At 60.5% G+C, this 19,469-nt stretch carries 19 protein-coding genes; 6 read left to right on the top strand and 13 right to left on the bottom strand.

What is annotated here, in order from left to right:
* Positions 1-20: 20 nt before the first annotated feature.
* Entirely contained in the window at positions 21-329 is a 309-nt protein-coding gene (locus ACXX9E_RS24800) for a hypothetical protein (RefSeq protein WP_259741330.1), read from the bottom strand.
* A gap of 314 nt (positions 330-643) precedes the next feature.
* On the opposite strand from ACXX9E_RS24800, the gene yegS reads away from it, so the two are divergent.
* A complete protein-coding gene (yegS, locus tag ACXX9E_RS24795; protein ID WP_123466474.1) occupies positions 644-1,561 on the top strand; it encodes a lipid kinase YegS in 918 nt (305 codons plus the stop codon).
* Here yegS and ACXX9E_RS24790 read toward each other — a convergent pair.
* The 3 genes from ACXX9E_RS24790 to ACXX9E_RS24780 form a co-directional block, all read right to left on the bottom strand.
* Complete coding sequence (locus tag ACXX9E_RS24790) at positions 1,545-2,204, bottom strand: response regulator (protein WP_123466472.1); 660 nt, start codon at positions 2,202-2,204, stop codon at positions 1,545-1,547. The genes yegS and ACXX9E_RS24790 overlap by 17 nt on opposite strands.
* Positions 2,201-3,094: a sensor histidine kinase gene (locus ACXX9E_RS24785; RefSeq protein ID WP_123466469.1), complete on the bottom strand. Its 894-nt coding sequence runs from the start codon at positions 3,092-3,094 to the stop codon at positions 2,201-2,203. Before ACXX9E_RS24785 ends, ACXX9E_RS24790 begins: the two co-directional genes overlap by 4 nt.
* Before the next feature lie 492 nt (positions 3,095-3,586).
* Positions 3,587-4,057 carry a hypothetical protein gene (locus ACXX9E_RS24780; protein ID WP_123466468.1) on the bottom strand — a complete coding sequence of 157 codons (471 nt, stop codon included), beginning with the start codon at positions 4,055-4,057 and terminating at the stop codon, positions 3,587-3,589.
* A 453-nt stretch (positions 4,058-4,510) separates the two neighbouring features.
* Here ACXX9E_RS24780 and ACXX9E_RS24775 point away from each other — a divergent pair, with 453 nt between their 5' ends.
* Positions 4,511-5,446, top strand: a complete 936-nt coding sequence (locus ACXX9E_RS24775; protein ID WP_003226705.1) for a chemotaxis protein CheV — start codon at positions 4,511-4,513, stop codon at positions 5,444-5,446.
* A 142-nt stretch (positions 5,447-5,588) separates the two neighbouring features.
* On the top strand, positions 5,589-6,395 hold the full coding sequence (locus tag ACXX9E_RS24770; protein WP_458556360.1) for an MOSC domain-containing protein: 807 nt from the start codon (positions 5,589-5,591) through the stop codon (positions 6,393-6,395).
* Between the two features lie 69 nt (positions 6,396-6,464).
* Here the strand turns inward: ACXX9E_RS24770 and ppnP are convergent, their stop codons facing one another.
* The 8 genes from ppnP to ACXX9E_RS24730 all read right to left on the bottom strand — a co-directional run bounded on the left by ppnP (position 6,465) and on the right by ACXX9E_RS24730 (position 15,818).
* Positions 6,465-6,749: a pyrimidine/purine nucleoside phosphorylase gene (gene ppnP, locus ACXX9E_RS24765; protein WP_458556359.1), complete on the bottom strand. Its 285-nt coding sequence runs from the start codon at positions 6,747-6,749 to the stop codon at positions 6,465-6,467.
* A gap of 106 nt (positions 6,750-6,855) precedes the next feature.
* The gene (locus ACXX9E_RS24760; RefSeq protein ID WP_128615830.1) at positions 6,856-7,398 is read right to left on the bottom strand and encodes a 3'-5' exonuclease; all 543 of its coding nucleotides are present in this window, start codon (positions 7,396-7,398) and stop codon (positions 6,856-6,858) included.
* Positions 7,399-7,468: 70 nt separating this feature from the next.
* Positions 7,469-9,430 carry an acetyl/propionyl/methylcrotonyl-CoA carboxylase subunit alpha gene (locus ACXX9E_RS24755; protein ID WP_458556358.1) on the bottom strand — a complete coding sequence of 654 codons (1,962 nt, stop codon included), beginning with the start codon at positions 9,428-9,430 and terminating at the stop codon, positions 7,469-7,471.
* 119 nt (positions 9,431-9,549) lie between these two features.
* Positions 9,550-10,347, bottom strand: coding sequence for an enoyl-CoA hydratase/isomerase family protein (locus ACXX9E_RS24750; RefSeq protein ID WP_128615832.1), 798 nt, complete (start codon positions 10,345-10,347; stop codon positions 9,550-9,552).
* The gene (atuD, locus tag ACXX9E_RS24745; RefSeq protein WP_186746422.1) at positions 10,344-11,501 is read right to left on the bottom strand and encodes a citronellyl-CoA dehydrogenase; all 1,158 of its coding nucleotides are present in this window, start codon (positions 11,499-11,501) and stop codon (positions 10,344-10,346) included. The genes ACXX9E_RS24750 and atuD overlap by 4 nt, the downstream gene beginning before the upstream one ends.
* Positions 11,502-11,531: 30 nt before the next feature.
* On the bottom strand, positions 11,532-13,148 hold the full coding sequence (atuC, locus tag ACXX9E_RS24740) for a geranyl-CoA carboxylase subunit beta (RefSeq protein ID WP_186746419.1): 1,617 nt from the start codon (positions 13,146-13,148) through the stop codon (positions 11,532-11,534).
* Positions 13,149-13,151: 3 nt separating this feature from the next.
* Positions 13,152-14,021, bottom strand: coding sequence for an SDR family oxidoreductase (locus tag ACXX9E_RS24735; RefSeq protein WP_458556357.1), 870 nt, complete (start codon positions 14,019-14,021; stop codon positions 13,152-13,154).
* A 12-nt stretch (positions 14,022-14,033) separates the two neighbouring features.
* Positions 14,034-15,818, bottom strand: coding sequence for an acyclic terpene utilization AtuA family protein (locus tag ACXX9E_RS24730; RefSeq protein ID WP_458556356.1), 1,785 nt, complete (start codon positions 15,816-15,818; stop codon positions 14,034-14,036).
* A gap of 183 nt (positions 15,819-16,001) precedes the next feature.
* Between ACXX9E_RS24730 and ACXX9E_RS24725 the strand changes: the two genes are divergently transcribed.
* The 3 genes from ACXX9E_RS24725 (at position 16,002) to ACXX9E_RS24715 (ending at position 18,607) form a co-directional block, all read left to right on the top strand.
* Positions 16,002-16,625 (top strand): TetR/AcrR family transcriptional regulator, encoded by a 624-nt coding sequence (locus ACXX9E_RS24725; protein WP_457237194.1) that lies wholly within the window; start codon positions 16,002-16,004, stop codon positions 16,623-16,625.
* A gap of 92 nt (positions 16,626-16,717) precedes the next feature.
* Positions 16,718-17,515: a substrate-binding periplasmic protein gene (locus tag ACXX9E_RS24720; RefSeq protein ID WP_222832372.1), complete on the top strand. Its 798-nt coding sequence runs from the start codon at positions 16,718-16,720 to the stop codon at positions 17,513-17,515.
* Positions 17,516-17,593: 78 nt separating this feature from the next.
* Positions 17,594-18,607: a GNAT family N-acetyltransferase gene (locus ACXX9E_RS24715; RefSeq protein ID WP_123466441.1), complete on the top strand. Its 1,014-nt coding sequence runs from the start codon at positions 17,594-17,596 to the stop codon at positions 18,605-18,607.
* A 96-nt stretch (positions 18,608-18,703) separates the two neighbouring features.
* Here the strand turns inward: ACXX9E_RS24715 and ACXX9E_RS24710 are convergent, their stop codons facing one another.
* Positions 18,704-19,258 carry an RNA polymerase factor sigma-70 gene (locus ACXX9E_RS24710; protein ID WP_123466439.1) on the bottom strand — a complete coding sequence of 185 codons (555 nt, stop codon included), beginning with the start codon at positions 19,256-19,258 and terminating at the stop codon, positions 18,704-18,706.
* Positions 19,259-19,469 lie beyond the last annotated feature (211 nt).

Below are 19,469 nucleotides of genomic sequence, written 5' to 3'. Positions count from 1 at the left end.
GCCTGCCACGATTGACCCGCTCAATGGCTGATCAAGGTTACGAGCTGGTCGAACCGACTATTGGCTACCCAGCCCAGCAGTGCCAGCACAACAGCGGTTGCTCCCGCCGAGTAGGCCAATCGGTGCTTGATCGTTTTGACGTCACCGCGAACCTCGTCCATGTCCCGCCGAATGTATTTCAGGTGGGTTTCCAGCTCGGTCACACGAGGTTCCATATTCACTTCTCCAGCGGTTCTGGTGTTTTGCCCAAAACCGGATTTGATGTTCGCGTGTTGTTCTTCCAGACCGGGCACCGAACACACCGGTATTCTCGCCTCAAGGCTTCCCATGGGAAAAACCACCGGCAGTTTCAACGGTACGCTTGCTGACGCTTCCGGCGCTCGAACGCCAGGAGGTATTGGGGGTGTATCCACTCATTAAATGCACATCCGTGTGGTGTTGAATTGAAAATTGATACCGCCTGCGCACGTTGAAGCATTGGTCGAGTTGGGTCAATTAAGCCGATTCCGTATGTTTTGTACGAAAAAATACCGCTGTGTAGGACGCGGTGCTCCGATGGGCGAATTAATTGCGGTGCCTGTGGCTTTTTTGCGTGTCTGAGTGGTCAAGATGTTTCAACCGATTCATTTCAGGGAGTGACGCTATGAGTGAGCGCCGGGCGCTGTTGATTCTGCATGGCAAGCAAGCGTTGAACGAGGCGGTCCGTACCGCCGTCGAGCAAAAGCGCCAACAAGGCTGGGAACTGGCGGTACGTCTGACCTGGGAAGCGGGCGACGCCCAGCGATGGGTCGAGCAGGCGCTGGCTGACGGCTACAGGACGATTATTGCCGGTGGCGGCGACGGCACTTTGCGCGACATCGCCGAGGCCTTGGCGGCGCATCCGGGCAAGGCCAGCCTGGTTCTGCTGCCGCTGGGTACTGCCAACGACTTTTCACGCGCAGCGGGTATTCCGCTGGAGCCGGCTGAGGCGCTTGAACTGCTGGATGTGCCGCCCAAGGATATTGATCTGGGTGAAGTAGGCGGGCAGATTTTTCTCAATATGGCCACCGGCGGTTTCGGCAGCCAGGTGACGGCCAATACCTCGGAGGATCTGAAAAAGGTGCTGGGCGGCGCGGCTTATCTGTTTACCGGTCTGTCGCGTTTCAGTGAGTTGCATGCCGCGTACGGCGAATTGCAGGGCCCGGACTTTCACTGGAGTGGCGAGTTGCTGGCCCTGGGGATCGGCAATGGTCGCCAGGCGGGTGGCGGGCACGTGTTGTGTCCCCAGGCGCTGGTCGACGACGGCTTGCTGGACATCAGCATCCTGCCGGCGCCGCAGGAACTGGTGGGCACCTTGAAAAACCTGCTCAGCGACGGTTTCGGGATCGACAATATGTTTGTCCGGACCCGTTTGCCGTGGGTCGAAATCAAAGTGGCCGAAGGGCTGTACATCAATCTCGATGGCGAGCCGCTGGAGGGCGACAGCATGCGGTTCGAGGCGCGACCGGCAGCGTTGCGCGTGCATTTGCCGGAGCACTCGCCGCTGTTGAGCGGCGTGCCTGCGGTCAGTCGTCCAGACTGATGATCTGTTCACGTACGGCGAACAGCACCAGGCCCGCCACGTCGTAGATCTGCAGGCGTTTCATGATCTGCGAGCGGTGGGTTTCTACCGTTTTGATGCTCAAACCCAGGCCGTTGGCGATTTCCCGCGTGGATTTTCCACGCACGATCAGGCGCAATATTTCCAGCTGTCTGGCGGTCAGGTTGTGCGAGTCGCTGGTTTCCGGCGCCTGCTTCTGATTGCGGGTCAGTGCCTGGTTGATCACCGTGTGGGCGATGGCCGGACTCAGGTAGCGTTCGTTGTTGCGCAACGCTTCCAGCGCGTGTTCGAGTTCGGTGGCCGTGGTGTCCTTGAGCAGGTAGCCGTGGGCGCCGGACTCCAGCGCCTGCATGATCAGGGCGGGGTCGGTGTGCATCGACAGGATCAGCACTTTGCTCTGCGGGCGCACGCGTTTGAGCCGTTGCAGGGCTTCCAGGCCGCCGGTTTCTTTCATGGAGATATCCAGCAACACGATATCGGGATTCAGTTGCTCGACCATTTCGAGCAACTGCGAGCCGTCATTGGCTTCGCCAATCACCGCGTAACCGGGAATATCCAGCACCAGAGCGCGCACGCCGGCCCTGATCAGCGAGTGGTCATCCACCAGAAGTAAGTTGCAAGTCAACGCATAACCTTATTCGTACTGGCCCGCTCGAGTGCCCGCGGCGCCCAGGGGAAGAGTGCTTCGATTCGAGTGCCTTTGCCAGGCTCACTGCTGACGCTCAGGGTGCCACCCAGTTGCTCGATCCGTTCGGCCATCCCGGCCATGCCGCGTTGTCCTTCTCGCCCGGGATCGACAGCCGGGGCGAACCCCTGACCGTCATCGCTGATCAGCAACGTCAGGCCTTGCGGCAACCGTTGTACACGAATCAGCAGATTTTTCGCCTGGGCGTGACGCAGAATATTGGTGACCGCTTCCTGGGTGATTCGAAAGGCGGCGACCGCCATTTCTTCCGGAATGCCATTGAGCCGCTGCTGGCAATCAAGGCTCCAGTGCACATTGGTGTTGGCCATGGTCTTGAGCAAGTGCGCACGCAGGCTGGCTTCAAGACCGAGACTGGTCAACTGTCGTGGATTGAGAATGGCCGAAACATCGCGCACTTTGTTCAGCGTTTCTTCCAGGGTGTCGCACAGGGTTGTGCAGTGTTCCTGCAGATCTTCCGGTATTCGCCTTTTCAGCCACTCACTCTGCAGCTTGGCGGCCGTCAGCAATTGACCGATATCGTCGTGCAGTTCGCGACTGAGTCGGTGACGCTCGTTTTCCTGAACTTCCAGCAAGCGGTCGGCGAGTTCCTGTGGCTGGAACTTGATCGATTTGCGCGACAGTCGATATTGCACCCAGACACACGCGGTCGCGGCGAAGTTGAGCAGCAGCAGCCCGACGTGAACGGGCGCGGAAAAACCATAGGTCAGCAGACTGCCAAGCGCTGCCGCGATACACAGTATGAGTGTGAACCGGCGGGCGTTTTCCCGGGAAGGTGGCCATGTGATGATTGACTTGAGGCTGGCGTACATAACGGATGGAGCCAATGGATGTTCGCTGCGGGTAGATCGACCGGTCGCGGGCGGATCTCTGTCTGGAAATACTGTCAATAATGTTATTGGTTTCAATGCGGATCAGTAAGCGATAGTTGACGGCAAACTTTGCATGATTGTCGATCACTGAAGTCACTGTGCCATTAATTGAAAGCAACTAATGGGCGGCATAATACCACTTAAGATACCGTTGGTCGCGTTTGCTATATATGTCCAATGAGTCAGGAATTACGCCGTGTTGGACGCGAGTTCCATTATGGAAACCCCGTTTAATTGTCTTGCGTGGATATCGCCGGCAGCGCAAGTTGATGGCTTTAGCTGCACACAGGAAAACCCTGAGGTCGCCGGAAAAGATCCGTCTCGGTCAGGCGCAATTATTTAATTCGTTATGTCGCTGGCAGGTATGAACTATTCATTTGCGACATGTGGCATGGCAGTCTCACTGAGCAGCTCAGTGTGTACTCGCGCCGGTCAGGCCTGTCGCTCCGACCAGGAAAGGGGCGCCAAACGTTTGCCCGTCATGGCTGGCTGGAACCGGGTCTGGCCGACCTGGAAGGCAAATGCCTCGATCAGCGAAGCCTGTTCGCTTTCATCGAGGCTCAGCTGGCCGGTGCTTGGATCGACCAGCTCAAGCTGCCAGGCCATCAAGGTCAGGCAGTCCTGCAAGGCTTGCAGCGCCTGTTCGTGCAGGTCGATCTGATCCTGGGCCTGAATGAGCAGATCGTGGATATTCAGGGAAAACTCGGACACCGCCTCAAGCGCCAGGGCCTGGGCCCGGCTCGCGAGTTTGAGCAGCGTGCTGAGCATGCAGTCGATGGCGTCCTTGTCATTGCTGATCAGTTGCAGGTGACTGAGGCATTCTTCGGACTTGGCCAGGAGCGTTTCGGCCTCGACAAGAAATTCGGGGAACCGCTGGGTCCACTCTTTACGGTCGATAGGCATGCTTATCTCCACAACGTCATGTCTGATGAGGGAATGCCGTGTGTGCCGACGATCATGCACCGTCGCGAGATCGCGCCCCACTGCGCAGGTGCACAGATCCGGGGTTTCGAGAGGATGTGTTTCCACTGACCTGCGATCGCACACAATAGCCTGACTCCGTTCATGCAATGAGAATGGCGTCACATTAATGGCTATTGGATATTGCGAACATCAGGTTGGGCCTGATTGTGACTAGGGGAATCCCTTAGGCGCGGGAACCTAACGTGCGAACCGAGGTCGCGCCGTCAGGACTGTAGCAGATGAAATCACGAGAGCCAGTAAAGCATGATGTTAATGTGACATCAATGCCCAGCTGTGGCATTTTGATGGCGAATTTTGCGGGAATCAAGATTCGTTATTTACCGCCGATAACCCTTCTTAGTGAATTCAACAGAACAAGCCCAGGAGTCATTGATGGCCGGCATTCTCGACACGGTAGACCAACGCACGCAACTGGTGGGTGAGAATCGCCTGGAAATTCTCATGTTTCGACTGGCCGGACGCCAATTGTTCGCAATCAACGTGTTCAAGGTGCAGGAAGTCCTGCAACTGCCGAAACTGACCTTGATGCCACAACGTCACCCGTTCGTGTGCGGTGTGGTCAATCTGCGCGGGCAGACCTTGCCGGTGATCGACCTGTCCCAGGCGATCGGCATGCGTCCGTTGGTGCCCGGGCCGAACAGCACGATTATCGTGACCGAGTACAACCGTTCGGTGCAGGCGTTCCTGGTCGGTGGCGTGGACCGCATCGTCAACATGAACTGGGAAGCGATCCTGCCGCCGCCGACCAGCGCCGGCCGCCAGCATTACCTGACGGCTATCAGCAAGGTCGACGATCAACTGGTGGAAATCATCGACGTCGAGAAAGTGCTCGCCGAAATCGTCCCGTACAACGCCAAGGTGTCCCGCGACAAACTCGATGATCCGGTGCTGGAGCGCGCCCGTGGCCGTGAAGTGCTGCTGGTGGACGACTCCAACGTGGCGCTCTCGCAATTGCGCGACACCCTCGGCCAGCTCGGGGTGAAAATGCACATTGCCAGCGACGGTCTGAAAGCGCTGAACATGCTTAAGGCCTGGGCTGACACCGGCGTGAACATGACCGACAAATTGCTGATGGTCTTCACCGACGCGGAAATGCCGGAAATGGACGGCTATCGCCTGACCACCGAAATCCGTAATGACCCGCGCCTGCGTGGGCTGTACGTGGTGTTGCACACGTCGCTGTCGGGCAGTTTCAACGACTCGATGGTGAAGAAGGTCGGCTGTGACAACTTCCTCTCCAAATTCCAGCCGGACAAACTGGTCGATGTAGTGCGTCAGCGTCTGATGCTGGATGAAGTGCCGGCCTGATCACACCACCCCACGGCATGCGTAGGCGCTGTCGAGTGAAGCGACGCTGCGCCTGCGTTGTCGTGCAGTGCCCGATCTCAGGCTTTGATTCGCAGATAAAGCTCGTATAGGGTGGCTTTCTTTAGCCACCAGGGAGCTGGCCATGCTGCGTCTGAGCGCGCTTTATCGTTACCCGTTGAAATCCGGCAAGCCCGAGATTCTGCAATCGATTGGCCTGGACAAACTGGGCCTTGAAGGTGACCGCCGCTGGATGCTGGTGGACGAGGCCAGCGGACGGTTCCTGACCCAGCGCGCCGAAGCGAAAATGAGCCAGCTGGCGGCGCTGTGGAATGCGCAGGGCGGGTTGACCCTGAGCGCTCCCGGGCATGCAGCGCTGGAGGTGCCATTGCCTGAGGCTGATTCCGACCTGCGCGGCGTGACCATCTGGCGCGATACCTTGCGCGTTCCGGATGCCGGCGACGACGCGGCCCGCTGGGTCAGCGAGTTCATTGGCAAACCCACGCGGCTGGTGCAGGTGCCACTGAGTCGCGCTCGCATGACTCAATCCGGTTATGGCCATGAGGACGACCAGGTTGCGTTTGCCGACGGCTTCCCGTTGTTGCTGATCGGTGAGGCGTCGTTGCAGGACCTGGTACAAAAGGTTGGGCGGCCGCTGGAGATGCTGCGTTTCCGACCGAATCTGGTGATCGAGGGCAGCGAGGCGTTCGCCGAGGATGGCTGGAAGCGGATCCGTATCGGTGATGTTGAGTTCCGGGTCGTGAAGCCGTGCTCGCGGTGCATTCTGACCACCATCGATCCGCAGACCGGCGAGCGCAGTGCCGATCGCGAACCGCTGGCGACCTTGCAGAAATACCGTGCCCAGGCCGACGGCGCAATGTTCGGGCAGAATCTGGTCAACGACAGCAAGGGTCAGCTGCAAGTCGGAATGCCGGTGGAGATCCTCGAGTAACCGGCCCTGAAATGAAAATGCCCGTGTCCTTGGACACGGGCATTTTTTGCGCCGGGAAAAACCGCAGTATCAGCCGCGGTATTCGCACAGGTAAGCGGTGTCGACGGCGACTTTCAGCTGGAACTTGCTGTTGGCCGGAACTTTGAACTGGCTGCCGGCGGCGAAGGTTTCCCAGTCGTTGCTGTCCGGCAGTTTGACCGTCAGAGCGCCGGAAACGACGTGCATGATTTCGCGCTGGCTGGTGCCGAATTCGTATTCGCCCGGGGCCATGACGCCGATGGTCGCCGGACCTTCAGCAGTGCCAAAGGCGATCGACTTGACGGTGCCGTCGAAGTACTCGTTGACTTTAAACATGGGCGATTCCTCGAAAAAGGGCTAAAAAATGGAGGCGGCCAGTATGCACAAGGCTTCTGGCGCCGTCACCTGCCTGGCGACTGTCCAGTGAGTTCTCGAATTGACCCTAGAGTGGCAAGACCAGCGGCAGCAACCGCGCAGTGTTGCGCGCATCTTCCAGGGCGCGATGCTGTTGGCCACTGAACTGCAAGCCGGCCAGTTGCAATGCACCGTTGAGGCCCAGCGGTCGCTCCAGGCGTCGCGCCTTGGCAAAGCGCTGCTTGAGGTTCATGTGCGGCACCCGGCTCAAACCGCTGTCGAGTTGCAGGCGCTGCCACTCTTGCAGCAATTGCTTTCGGTCGTAATCGCCCCAACTGGCCCAGCCTTCGAGCCGCGCCTGATGCTGGGCGAGCCAGCGTTCGAACGCCGGCCAGACTTCGCTTAACGGCTGCGCAGCGTCGATATTGGCCTGGGTGATGTGCGTCAGTTCACGGCAAAACGGCGTCAGCAAGGGCCGCCGAGTCGGTTTGACGAAGCGCTGAAAGTGATCCTGCTCGCGTCCGGCGCGATCGACGAGTGTTGCGCCGATCTCGATAATTTCCATCTCGGTGACCGGCCAGCCCCCCTCATCGGTAGTGGCTTCCAGATCTATGACCAGCCAGTGTGGCATCGCAGGGTTCCTGATTTCCGCGTCCTGATTCATCAGAGCGTAGTCAAACCCGGCGTTTGTGTCTGGGCGACTACTCGACCTGCAACAGAACCTGACGATTTTTTACCTGATCGCCAACCTTGACCTGCACCCGCTTGAGCACGCCGTCGATGCCGGCCTTGAGCGGATGCTCCATTTTCATTGCCTCCAGCACCACCAGCAGCTGACCTTTGCTGACCGCGCTGCCTTCGCTGACCAGGACGTCGACGATGGCGCCGTCCATCGGTGCCTTGAGGGTGCCGGAACTGACGCTGATCTGACTGCTGATGATGGCGTGAGTTCGATCCTCCAGATGCAGACTGCCGGGATGGACGAACAGCCACAGTTGATCGGCCGCCAGGCGAAAAGCATGGCGTTGCTGCAGGCCATCGATTTCCAGGGTCACTGAACGTGCATTGCAGTCGATGAGTTTCAGTTCGAATGTGCGCTCAAGCACCTGTACCTGAAAACAGCCATCGCGCCCGGCATGCAGCTGCAGCGTCCAGTCCTGGTCGTCGAGGCCGAGGCGATAATGCAGCGGCACACTGGCGTTGTTGCGCCAGCCTTTCAATGAGGTGCGATGCCCTTGGGCGGCGGCCTGGTAAAACAGGACGGCGGCCATTGCCAGTTGCTCGGCACTCGGCACGTAGCGATGCAGGCTGGGGTGATCGCTGAAATACTCAGGGATGAACGCCGTGCTGAATTCGCCACGGATGAACTGCGGGTGCTGCAGCAGGCTGGCCAGCAACCGCTGATTGCTTTGCACACCCAGCAACACGCTGTCCTGTACCGCCCGCAACAGTTTGCGCCGGGCTTCGTCGCGGGTCGCGCCGTGGGCGATCAGTTTGCCGAGCATCGGGTCGTAGAACGGGCTGATCGACTGGCCTTCGTACAGGCCATGATCGATGCGGGTGCCGGGTTGCAGCGCCGGTTCCCACGCGGTGACGCGACCGGTCTGCGGCAGGAAATCCTGCGCCGGATCTTCGGCATAGAGGCGCACCTCCAGGGCATGGCCGTCGAGCACGACCTGGTCCTGCGTCAGCGGCAGTGGTTGCCCTTCGGCGACCAATAGCTGCCAGGCGACCAGGTCCAGCCCGGTGATCAGTTCGGTCACCGGATGCTCCACCTGCAGCCGGGTATTCATCTCCAGAAAATAAAACTGCCCACGTGCGTCGAGCAGAAACTCCACGGTGCCGGCGCCGACATAGTTGACAGCGCGTCCGCCCTTGAGCGCCGCTTCCCCCATGGCCTGACGCAGCTCGGCGGTCATCACCGGGCACGGTGCTTCTTCGATGACTTTCTGATGGCGGCGCTGGACGGAGCAGTCGCGTTCACCGAGGTAGATGAGCTGGCCATGTTGATCGCCGAACACTTGCACTTCGACGTGCCGCGGTTCGATCAGCGCCTGTTCGAGTATCAACTCGTCGCTGCCGAACGCGCTCATCGCTTCCGAACGGGCGGTGCGCAGTTGCGCCGGCAAATCGGTTGCGCTGTGCACCAGGCGCATGCCGCGACCACCACCGCCGGCACTGGCCTTGATCATCAGTGGATAGCCGATGTGTTCGGCTTCGCGCAGCAAAGTCGCATCGTCCTGCGCGGCGCCCTGGTAGCCCGCGATGCACGGCACGCCGGCGTCGAGCATGGCGATTTTCGACAGGCGCTTGCTGCCCATCAGCTCGATGGCCTCGGCACTCGGGCCGATAAAGGTCAGGCCAGCCTCTGCGCAGGCCCGGGCGAACCCGGCATTTTCCGAGAGGAAGCCGTAGCCGGGATGGATCGCGTCGGCGCCGCTACGGCGCGCGGCGTCGAGGATCGCCGGGATGTTCAGGTAGGACTGCTGCACCGGTGCCGGGCCGATGTTCACTGCCTGGTCGGCCATCTGCACGTGCAGAGCATCGGCGTCGGCGTCGCTGAACACGGCGACCGTGCGATAGCCCAGAGCCTGGGCGGTGCGCTGGATGCGGCAGGCGATTTCACCGCGGTTGGCGATCAGGATTTTGTGGATGGCGGGCATAGTCATGTTCCTGAAATTGTGGCGGTGAATGTGTTGGCCTCATCGCGTGCAGGCTCACTGCTACAGATAGTGTGAGTGACGCAAATCCCCTTGTAGGAGTGAGCTTGCTTACGATGCTTTTAAAGGGCCCACCCGGGTTTACGCTTTTGCACAAAGGCCATGGTGCCCTCGATCCCTTCGGCCCCGGTTACCGCCTCGCTGAACCACTGCGCCGCCTCATCCAGCAATTCACTCGACGGTTGCCCGGCGCTGGCCAGCAGTAACTTCTTGGTCATGGCGTTCGCCTCCGGTGCGCAACACAACACATGCTGCAGAACCTCATCGAGGCGCTCGGCCAGCGCCTGCGGGTCCTGCTCGACAAAGTGCACCAGCCCCAGGCGTCGCGCCTGATGGCCGTCGAAGCGCGCCGCGGTCAGTGCCAGTCGGCGGGTTTCGGTGAGGCCGATGCGCTGCACCACGAACGGGGCAATCTGCGCCGGCAGCAGGCCGAGGCTGGTTTCCGGCAGACCGAACTGCGCCTGGTGATCGGCGATGGCGATGTCACTGACGCAGGCCAGGCCGAACCCGCCGCCCAGCACTGCGCCCTGTAGCACGGAGATCAGCACTTGCGGCGCGTGCTGAGCTTCCTCCAGCAGAGCGCCGAAAGCGCGGTTCAACTCGCGATAGGCTGCAGCCCCTTGGGCGCGGGCATTGGCCATGTCTTTGATGTCGCCACCGGCACAGAAATGGCCGCCGGCGCCACTGAGCACCAGAGCGCGAACACGGCGGTCATCCCGCACAGCCGCCAACACCGCACGCAGTTCCGCAACCATCTGCAGGCTCATCGCATTGCGGCTGTCCGGGCGATTGAGGGTGATGTGCAACACGCCGCCATGCTCTTCGAGCAGCAGGGTCTGGCAAGTGGGCAGGGGGCTCATTTGTTTTTCCCTGGCAGGATGCCCATCAGTTTGCAGATGATCCCGAGCATGATTTCGTCGGCGCCGCCGCCAATCGACACCAGCCGCACATCGCGATAGGCGCGGGCTACCGGGTTGTCCCACATGAAGCCCATGCCGCCCCAATATTGCAGGCAGCTGTCGCTGACTTCGCGGCCGAGGCGTCCGGCCTTGAGCTTGGCCATCGACGCCAGACGCGTGACGTCCTGGCCCCTCACATACTGCTCGGTAGCCTGATAGACCAGCGCGCGCAGGCATTCGATTTCAGTCTGCAACTCGGCAAGGCGGAAGTGGATCACCTGATTGTCGATCAGTGCGTTGCCGAAGGTCTTGCGCTCCTTGCAGTACTCGATGGTGCTGTCGACGCAATATTCCAGGCCCTTGATCATGTTCGCCGCACCGAACAGGCGTTCTTCCTGAAACTGCAGCATCTGCATCATGAAGCCGGCGCCTTCGTGGCCGATGCGGTTGCGTTGCGGCACGCGAACGTTATCGAAAAACACCTGGGCGGTTTCCGAACTGCGCATGCCGAGTTTGTCCAGGTGCGAACTGAGGCTGATCCCCGGGGTGTTCATCGGCACCATGATCAGTGACTTGTTGATGTGCGGCTTGTCGTCCGAGGTGTTGGCCAGCAGGCAGATAAAATCGGCGCTCGGCGAGTTGGTGATCCACATCTTGCTGCCGTTGATCACATAGTCGTCGCCGTCCTTGCGCGCGCTGGTTTTCAGCCCGGCGACATCGGAGCCGGCGCCGACTTCCGAGACGCCGATGCAGCCGACCTGCTCGCCGGTAATCGCCGGCCGCAGGAACTCTTCACGCAGTTCATCGGAGCCGAAGCGGGCCAGCGCCGGGGTGCACATGTCGGTCTGTACGCCGATCGACATCGGTATGCCGCCGCAATGAATGGTGCCGAACTCTTCGGCGGCGACAATCGAGTAGCTGTAATCCAGGCCCATGCCGCCGAACTTTTCCGGTTTGGAAATCCCCAGCAGACCGAGGTCGCCCGCCTTGCGGAAAATCTCGTGGATCGGAAAGCGTCCGGCCTTTTCCCACTCGTCGACGTGCGGATTGATCTCGTGTTCGACGAACTGGCGAACGGTGCGGCGCAGGGCTTCGTGTTCCGGGGTGAAGATCATTTTTATTGTTCTCCTTGGGGTCCGTGGCAGTCAGAAGCGGCTGACGCCGAAGCTGTTGGGTTGCAGCGTGCGAATGTCGGCTTCGTGGCAGATGTCCAGCAGGTAGCCGAGCAGGGTGCGGGTGTCGCGCGGATCGATCAGGCCGTCGTCCCACAGGTTGGCGCTGCCGTAGAGTGCGGTGGACTGGCTGTCGAGTTTCTGCGCAGTGACCTGCTCGAGCATGTCGAGCATCTTCGGGTCTGGCGTCAGGCCATCCTTGAGCTGTTTGGCTTCAGTGACGATGCGCAGGACTTTACCGGCCTGCGCGCCGCCCATCACCGCCGTGCGGCTGTTCGGCCAGGCGAAGATGAAGCGTGGATCGAGGCCGCGCCCGCACATCGCATAGTTGCCCGCACCGTAGGAGCCGCCGACGACAATCGTCAGTTTAGGCACCCGCGCATTGGCCACTGCCTGAATCAGTTTCGAACCGTGCTTGATCACGCCTTGCTGTTCGGATTCGGTGCCGACCATGAACCCGGTGGTGTTGTGGAAAAACAGCAGCGGCGTCTGGCTCTGGTCGCACAACTGAATGAACTGCGCGGCCTTGCTCGCGCCATTGGGCGTGATCGGGCCGTTGTTGCCGATGAAGCCGCAGGCGCGGCCCTGGATCTTCAACTGGCCGCAAAGGGTTTGCTGGTCGTACTCGCCCTTGAATTCGAGGAAGTCCGATTCGTCGGCGATCCGCGCAATGATTTCGCGCACGTCATACGGCTTTTTCGCATCGTCCGGAATCAGTCCGAGCAACTCCTCGATGGGGTACAGCGGTTCCTTGTATTGCGGCTCCGGCAGCCACGGCAGTTGCTCGTTCCACGGCAACATACGGAGGATTTCACGCACCTGACGCACGCCGTCGGCGTCGTTCTCGGCCAAGTATTCGGCAGTGCCGGCAATTTGTGCGTGCATCTCCGCGCCGCCCAGCTCCTCATCGGTGGCCACTTCTCCGGTCGCGGCTTTGAGCAGCGGTGGCCCGGCGAGAAACAGCTTGGCCTTGCCGCGCACCACCACGACGTAATCCGACAGCCCCGGCTGATAGGCGCCACCCGCCGTGGCCGAACCGTGCACCACGGTAATCTGCGGCAAACCCATTGCCGACATGCGCGCCTGATTGGCGAAGCTGCGTGCGCCTTCGACGAAAATTTCTGCGGCGTAATTAAGGTTGGCGCCACCGCTTTCGGCAAGGGTGATCAAAGGCAGTTTGTTTTCCTGGGCGATCTGCTGCAGGCGCAGGGACTTTTTCAGGCCGCTCGGCGAAATGGTGCCGCCCTTGATCGCACTGTTGTTCGCCACCACCATCGCGCGCACGCCGCAGACGTAGCCGATACCGGCAATCAAGCCGCCACCGGCGGCGCTGCCGTCCTTGTCGTCGTGCAGTTTGTAGCCGGCCAGGCTCGCCAGTTCGAGGAACGGTGCGCCGGGGTCGAGCAACAGGTTCAGGCGTTCGCGGGGTAGCAATTGCCCGCGCTTGTCGAATTTCGCCTTGGCTTCGGCGGCTTTGTTCAACAGGTTCTGTTCGAGTTGCTGGACGTGCTCGATGGCCGCGAGCATCGCCGCGCGGTTGCGGGCGAAGTCTTCGCTGTGCGGATCGAGTCGGGACTGGATCTGCGCCATGGTTTATTCCTTATCCTTGAGCACGTCGGGCAAGTACGCCCGGTGGAACCCGTTGAATGATTCGCTGTGGGTCGCCTTGTGCAACGGCCACGCACGGCTGCCGAGGCTGGCGGCACCGTCGATTTTCAAGGTGCTGCCACTGATGAACGCCGCCGCCGGGCTGAGCAGGAACACAATCGCCGCACTGACTTCCGATTCGGTGCCGATGCGCTTGAGCGGCACGTGTTCGCGCAAGGTCGGGATCACCGCTTTGAAGGCGCCTTCGTAGGTGTCCATGCCGCTGGAGGCGATCCAGCCCGGTGCTACCGCGTTGACCCTGACCCCGGCGTAACCCCACTCGACGGCGGCAGTCTTGGTGAAGTTGTCCATGCCCGAGCGCGCCGCGCCGGAGTGGCCCATGCCGGGCATGCCACCCCACATGTCGGCGAGCATGTTGACGATGTTGCCACCGTGCTTGCTCATCGACTGGTTGAACACTTCCCGGGCCATCAGGAAGCCGCCGACCAGATTGGTGCGCAGTACGGTTTCAAAACCTTTCTGATTGATCGAGGCCAGGGGGAAGGGGTACTGGCCGCCGGCATTGTTGACCAGTCCATGAATCGGCCCGTGTTCGGCGATCAGTTCGCGGACCCTTTGTTTCACCGCTTCTTCGTCACGGATGTCGCAGGCTTTCCAGTGCACCCGGCCGCCGTCTTCGGCGATTTCGGCGGCGACTTTTTCGAGCTTTTCCGGTTTGCGCCCGACCAGTAGCACATTGGCGCCGAGCGCCGCCAGTTCATGCGCGGTACAACGCCCGATGCCGCTGCCACCACCGGTGACGATGAGGGTCTGGCCGCTGAACAGATCGTTTCTGAAAACCGACGCGTAAGCCATGCACACCATCCTCTAGTCGAACTGTTCGGCGATGCTCTGCGGCACCGGTATCTGGATTTCCAGCAGTTGCTGGGCGAAGGCTTTGCCTTGCGGGTCGATGCGCAGGCTGGCCACGCCGCCGCCACCGAGGGCGTTTTCCAGGAGGAAATTCAGGCTGTGGGTGCCGGGCAGGTACCAGCGCTCGACGCGGCCATGGATCGGATCGAGCACGTGGCTCATCCAGTCGACGATGACGGCCGGGGTCAGCGCCTCGGCGATCCACGGCAGGTAGTCGGGTTTACGCGGCATGACGCCGATGTTGCTGTGGTTGCCCTTGTCACCGGAGCGCGCCACGGCCAGTTTCACCAGCGGCACACTGGCGTCGGCCCGGCCTTGAGGCCTGGGTGGCTGGTCGGGCGCTGGCAGCGCCTGGCTGTCGAGAGGCATGGGCGCCGGCAGGGCGCAGGGGTGCCGTTCGCCGGCGATATCGACTTCGAGGTTGCAGACACTTTTATCGATCAGGAACGAGAACAGGCGGATCACCGGGTATACCGTCGGCCGGCCGCCGACAATACCGGTCAGTCCCGGCGCCATGCCGGTGGCCGCTTGGGCGATTTCCCGGGAGAACAGGACCAAGGCATGTTTGTCCGCATGGCGCACGGCGATCTTGATCACCACTTCGCGGCTGTCGCGGCGCCGCCCGTGGGGGCCATAGGTGGCTTCGCTGCCGAGCAGTTCGATATCGGTTTCGCTGTAGGGCCCCCAGCCGCGCTGGCTGAACATCCCGGATGTCTTGTCGATGATCGCCTGACTGACGCGCCTGGCCTTCTCCACCGCGTCGATACCGGCGATCAGGCAGCTGGCGGTGCAGCGAAAACCGTCCGGGTAGGTGGCGCTGACCTTGTACTTGTCGCTTGGTGGCAGGCCTTTGGCACCGTGCACATGCACGGCGTTTTTGCCTTGTTGCTGGAGTTTGACCTGTGTGAAGTCACAGACCACATCGGGCAACAGATACGCCTGCGGGTCGCCGATTTCATAAAGCATCTGCTCGCCAACGGTGAGCGGCGTGACCAGTCCACCGGAACCTTCGGGTTTGCTGACGATGAACTGGCCGTCGCTACTCACCTCGACGATCGGGAAACCGATGTGTTCGTAATCCGGCACGTCGCGCCAGTCGGTGAAGTTACCGCCGGTGCATTGTGCGCCGCATTCGATGATGTGCCCGGCCAGAGCGGCCTGGGCAAGTTTGTCGTAGTCATGCCACGACCAGCCGAACTCATGCACGAGGGCCGCGCTGACCACCGCACTGTCGACCACTCGCCCGGTGATGACGATGTCGGCACCCAGTCGCAGCGCTTCGACAATCCCCGGTGCGCCGAGGTAGGCGTTGGTCGATACGCACATCGGCGGCAACGGCGCACCACTGAACATTTCACTGACGCCGCCGAGTTGTTTGAACTGCGGTTGCAGGTCATCGCCAAGTAATACGGCGATTTTCAGCGCGACCCCGGCCTTGTCGCAGGCGGCTTGCAGAGCGGCGGCGCAGGCTTGCGGGTTGATGCCGCCGGCATTGCTGATCACGCGGATTTTCTGCTTCGCCAGTTGTGACAGCAGTGGCGTGAGGACTTCGATGAAGTCACCGGCAAAACCCGCTTGCGGATCCTTCATGCGAGCGCCCGCCATGATCGACATCGTGATCTCGGCGAGGTAATCAAACACCAGATAATCCAGGCGTCCACCGCCTACAAGCTGCGCGGCGGCGGTGGAGGTGTCTCCCCAGAATGCGCTGGCGCATCCGATGCGGACGGTGGTGGGCATTTTTATCTCCGACTCAGAAACCTGCGACAGAAGTGTCTGGAGGCTACCAAGCAAGCGCTTGGTTTGTAAACAGCTGAAATATCTTCTGCCCAAGCGCTTGCTTGGTCGTCGTCGGCGGCTTAAATTGCGCGCAACCCTGTGGTTTCAGGGGGCAACAGACTGATCGACTGTAGGAGAGAACGGGTGGACGAGCAAAAAGCCCTGAGGGTCATGCGCGAATTGGTCGATCAAGGCCAGTTGACCGACCCGGACAGCGCCCGCGGCAAATTGCTGCAAGTGGCGGCTCACCTGTTTCGCAACAAAGGCTATGAGCGCACCACAGTGCGCGATCTGGCCGGCGCGGTCGGTATCCAGTCGGGCAGCATTTTTCATCACTTCAAGAGCAAGGACGAAATCCTCCGTGCGGTGATGGAAGAAACCATTCGCTACAACACGGCGTTGATGCGAGCGGCGCTCGCCGAAGCGAGCAATGTGCGTGAACGCGTGTTGGCGCTGATTCGCTGCGAATTGCAATCGATCATGGGCGGCAGCGGTGAAGCCATGGCGGTGCTGGTGTACGAATGGCGTTCGTTGTCCGAGGAGGGCCAGGCCAAAGTCCTCGCGTTGCGCGATATTTACGAAGCGATCTGGTTAGAGGTGCTGGGTGAGGCCAAGGACGTCGGGTTTATTCGCGGCGATGTATTTATTACCCGACGTTTCCTCACTGGCGCGTTGTCCTGGACCACCACCTGGTTCCGTGCCGGCGGCAGTTTGAGCCTCGATCAACTGGCTGACGAGGCATTGATTCTGGTGCTCGAAGAGCGTTGAGCCACTTTCTATCGGGCCGGGAAACTGGCTAACTGGGCGAAACCGCCTAGCTTGAATGCATTGATCGGTATTTTTTCGGGGAGTGGGGTGTTTTGAAGTCTTCGCCAGTTCGGACGGCCGCTGGGCTGATGCTCGCAGCGCTGGCTGCATTATGGGTTTTGCCCGCGCAGGCAGCGCAATTGGTTCGGGTGGGTGCAGCGCATTTTCCGCCTTACACCATTCGCCCGGAAAACGGGGCCGACACCGGCCTGTTGCCGCAACTGGTCGAGGCGTTGAATCGGTTGCAGAGCGACTATCAGTTTGTCCTCGTGCCGACCTCGATTCCCCGACGGTTCGGTGATTTCAAACAAGGCCGGATTGACATGGCGATCTTCGAGAACCCGGAGTGGGGCTGGAAGGACATTCCCCACTCGGACGTCGACATGGGCCTTGAGGACGCGGAGATTTTCGTCGCGCAACGGGAGGACGGTCGCCAGCAAAACTATTTCGCCGATCTGTCGGGCAAGCGTCTGGCGCTGTTCAGCGGTTATCACTATGAATTCGCCAACTTCAATGCCGACCCGAAGTATCTCGCCCAGAACTACAACGCCACACTGACCTATTCCCACGACAGCAACCTGTTGATGGTTCTGCGCGGCCGCGCCGATATCGCACTGGTGACCCGTTCCTATCTGTTCGATTACCTGCTGCGCAATGAAAAGGTGCGCGAGGCGTTGCTGGTCTCGCAGCGTATCGATCAGGTTTACCACCACTACGCCATTCTTCGCCCGACCGCACCGATCACCGGTGAAGCGTTCGGCAAGTTGCTCAAAGGCCTGCGCGACAATGGTGAAATGCTGAAAATTTTCGAGCCGTACAAGATTGCGGTGGTGCCGGTACCCCATCACTGATTGTCCTGCTGGCCTAAATTTCCACTCTCGGCTCACGTCCCATCGTTGAACTGTCGACGAATATCGTGAGCCCGACCCATGCCCAATCTGAATGACCTGACTGCCCTGGCGTTGCCTTCGGGCCGTCACCTCGCAGCCGATGCCACTGAAAGCCGTTTGAGCCTGAGCCTGGACGGACAGCCGCTGATTCGTCTGCGCCTCGAACGTGATGGCAAGGGACCGATCCAGCTCGATGAGCGTTATGCGCTGCCTGTGGGGCAAGCGCTGTGGGCAGCCTGTTACTGGTTGTTCGCCCGCGATCCCGCGTGTCAGCAATTGACCTGGCAACTGGATCAACCGCCGACCGACGCCTTGCGCAGCGGTTTGCTGGTGAGCACCGAGGTAGCTGGCGAGTACCGCTGCCAGCGCACGCTGTTCTGGCAACTGCCGCAACCGTGGCTCGGCACTTCACTGGCTGGCAGCTATCCGCAGCACATGGTCATCAGCCAGGGCAGGCGCCATCCGCTGCGTCCGGTGAAGCCGCGCGGTGAAGTCTATCGGCGTTTCGATGCGCGTCTTGGCGCGTGGATTTCCCTGCGTTCGCTGGAAATCGAAGAGGATTTGCCACGCTTCCATCGCTGGCAGAACAGCCCGCGGGTCGCCCGTTTCTGGCAGGAAGAGGGCAGCATCGAGCAGCACCGCGAGTACCTGAGCAAACTCGAAACCGATCCACACACCCTGACGCTGATCGGTTGTTTCGACGATCAGCCGTTTGCCTATTTCGAGGCGTATTGGGCGAAAGAGGATCGCATCGCGCCGTTCTACGACGCCGATAATTACGACCGCGGCATTCATATGCTGGTGGGGGAGGAGGAGCATCGCGGGCCGCACAAGGTGGCGAGCTGGCTATCGGCGCTGGTGCATTACCTGTTTCTCGATGATCCGCGCACGCAACGCGTGGTGGCCGAGCCGCGTGCCGACAACGCGAAGATGATCGGGCATATGCAGAACCAGTGCTTCCACTGCGAGAAGGAATTCGACTTTCCGCACAAACGCGCGGCGCTGATGCTGCTGGGGCGCGAGCGGTTTTTTGATCGGTGCACGTTGGCGTAAAAGCAAAAGATCGCAGCCTTCGGCAGTTCCTGCATGAAACGTATTCCTCTGCAGGAGCTGTCGAAGGCTGCGATCTTTTTTGGCCGCGAGCCGGGCTTAGCGACGACCCAACGATGCCGCATCCCCACGACTGCCCGACACCTTGCGGCAGTGCACCAGGGCATCACGAATCATGAAGTTGACCAGGGTCGGCGAGACGCCGAGTTCCTTGGCGATGTCCTTTTGCGGCACGCCGTGCAGGCGGTACATCTCGAACGCATAACGGGTGCGGCTGGGCAGCTCGGTCAGCGCGTCGGCAATGTGTTCCAGGGTCGAGAAGTTGATGTGTGAGGTTTCTGGCGAAGCGCCCTGAATGACCACATTCAACCCTTCCTCTTCGGGGCCCGAATACTTCTGCTCCAGCGCTTGTTTGCGGTAGTGATCAATGGCGAGGTTGCGCACGATCTGGAACAGATAACTCAGTTGAGCCTTGATCGAGGACGTGATCGGTGGCGCCGATTGCAGTCGGAAAAACGCATCCTGCACCACGTCTTCGGCACGCGACCGGCACCCGGTAATGCGGGCGGCGATTTTGACCAGAATCAGTCGATTGTCGACAAAGGCCTGAAGTAGCGGTGAATCGCACCTGCTTGTGGATACTTGTTCCGTCATGGAAATCACCTTGCTGCCAATAGGTTAGTGGGACGGCTGGGGGAGGGGCCGTCCTACACATCGAGCGACAAATTATGTTGAATGATAATGATTGTCAATTGAGAAAGAGAAGTAATGCGCCACAAAGGTGCGTTCTGAGAACTGCGACACGCCGCCACACCCCAGCCCTGTTGGCGCTCCCGCCCGCTGACTAATTATTTCCAGACGTCAT

Source organism: Pseudomonas sp. GNP014 (assembly GCF_054344005.1).
The sequence above is the reverse complement of the archived record's forward strand: the minus strand, read 5'-3'. Positions and strand labels throughout refer to the sequence as shown.